The organism is Thermogutta sp. (genome assembly GCF_039793925.1).
Classification (GTDB): domain Bacteria; phylum Planctomycetota; class Planctomycetia; order Pirellulales; family Thermoguttaceae; genus Thermogutta.
On the sequence record NZ_JBAMME010000166.1, the window covers coordinates 1 to 1,114 of the forward strand.

The 1,114-nt window shown below is 59.8% G+C and carries 2 protein-coding genes; both read left to right on the forward strand.

Going from position 1 to position 1,114, the window contains the following annotated elements; all coding sequences use genetic code 11:
* A partial coding sequence (locus ABJK56_RS06515) for a hypothetical protein (protein WP_347243855.1) occupies positions 1–318 on the forward strand: 318 nt, incomplete at its 5' end.
* Between the two features lie 72 nt (positions 319–390).
* Positions 391–1,114 (forward strand): proton-conducting transporter membrane subunit (locus ABJK56_RS06520; RefSeq protein ID WP_347243856.1); only part of this gene is annotated, 724 nt, incomplete at its 3' end.

The window sequence follows — 1,114 nt, forward strand, 5'->3', positions numbered from 1 at the left end:
TACCTGGAATTCGGCTGGAAGAAGGCCACCCAGGAAGGGTTCCTGCGCAGATTTCCCGCGGTGGAAACTCTTTTTGCCAACCGCTGGTACATGGATCATTTCTACCGCAAGGCGCTGGATCTGTGCGTCTATTGCGGCTTTACCAATATTTTTACCCGCAATGACCGCCGGGTGATCGACGGCGGCATCGACGGCATTTGCCGGTTCACGGTGGGCGGCGGCCGTGCGGTGAGTTTCCTCCAGTCCGGGATGCTCCAATACAACCTGGTGCTCATGGTGGCCGCCGTGGGGGTCCTGGTGCTGGTCTTCGCCTTGTAAGGGGTTCGAGGGCCCCCAGGCTGCGGTGACGGACGAAGCGAAGGGAACGTTTAAACGCGAGTGGGCATGCTTATGACAGCCATGGAATTTGCGCAGTTTCCGATTCTGTCGGCCATTTTGTTTTCCACGCTGCTGGCGCTCCTGGTCATTCTCTTCATCCCCGATGACCGGCCCAAGCTGGTTAAGCAGGTGAGCTTGGGGTTCGCCGCCCTGGGCCTGGCGCTCAGCCTCTATGTGTATTTCGCCTTCGATCCCCACAAGGGCGGGCTGCAGTTCGTGGAGCGGGTCCTGTGGGTGAAAAGCCTGGGGATTTATTACTTCCTCGCCGCCGACGGCATCAACGTGCCCATGATCCTTCTGACCGCCGTGGTGCTCTTTACCGGCGTGCTCACCATGTGGGAACTGGAAAAGCGCGTGAAGGAATACTTCGCGCTCACCTACCTTCTGGTGGCCGGCGTCTACGGCGTGTTCATGAGCATGGACCTCTTTTTCATCTTTGTCTGGTACGACGTCTCCCTCTTCCCCATGTACCCGCTCATCGCCATCTGGGGCAGCACCCGCAAGGAATACGGCGCCATGAAACTCACCCTGTACCTCCTTGCGGGAAGCGCTCTGATCCTTCCGGGGATCCTGTACCTGTGGGCCGTGGCCGGAGGCACCACCTTCGATCTCTTTGAACTGCAGCGGCTCGGCTTCGACGTTCAGGTCCAGCGCATCGCCTTCGTCATGCTCTACCTGGGCTTCGGCATTCTGGCCGGCGTGTGGCCGTTCCACACATGGTCTCCGGTGGGCCACG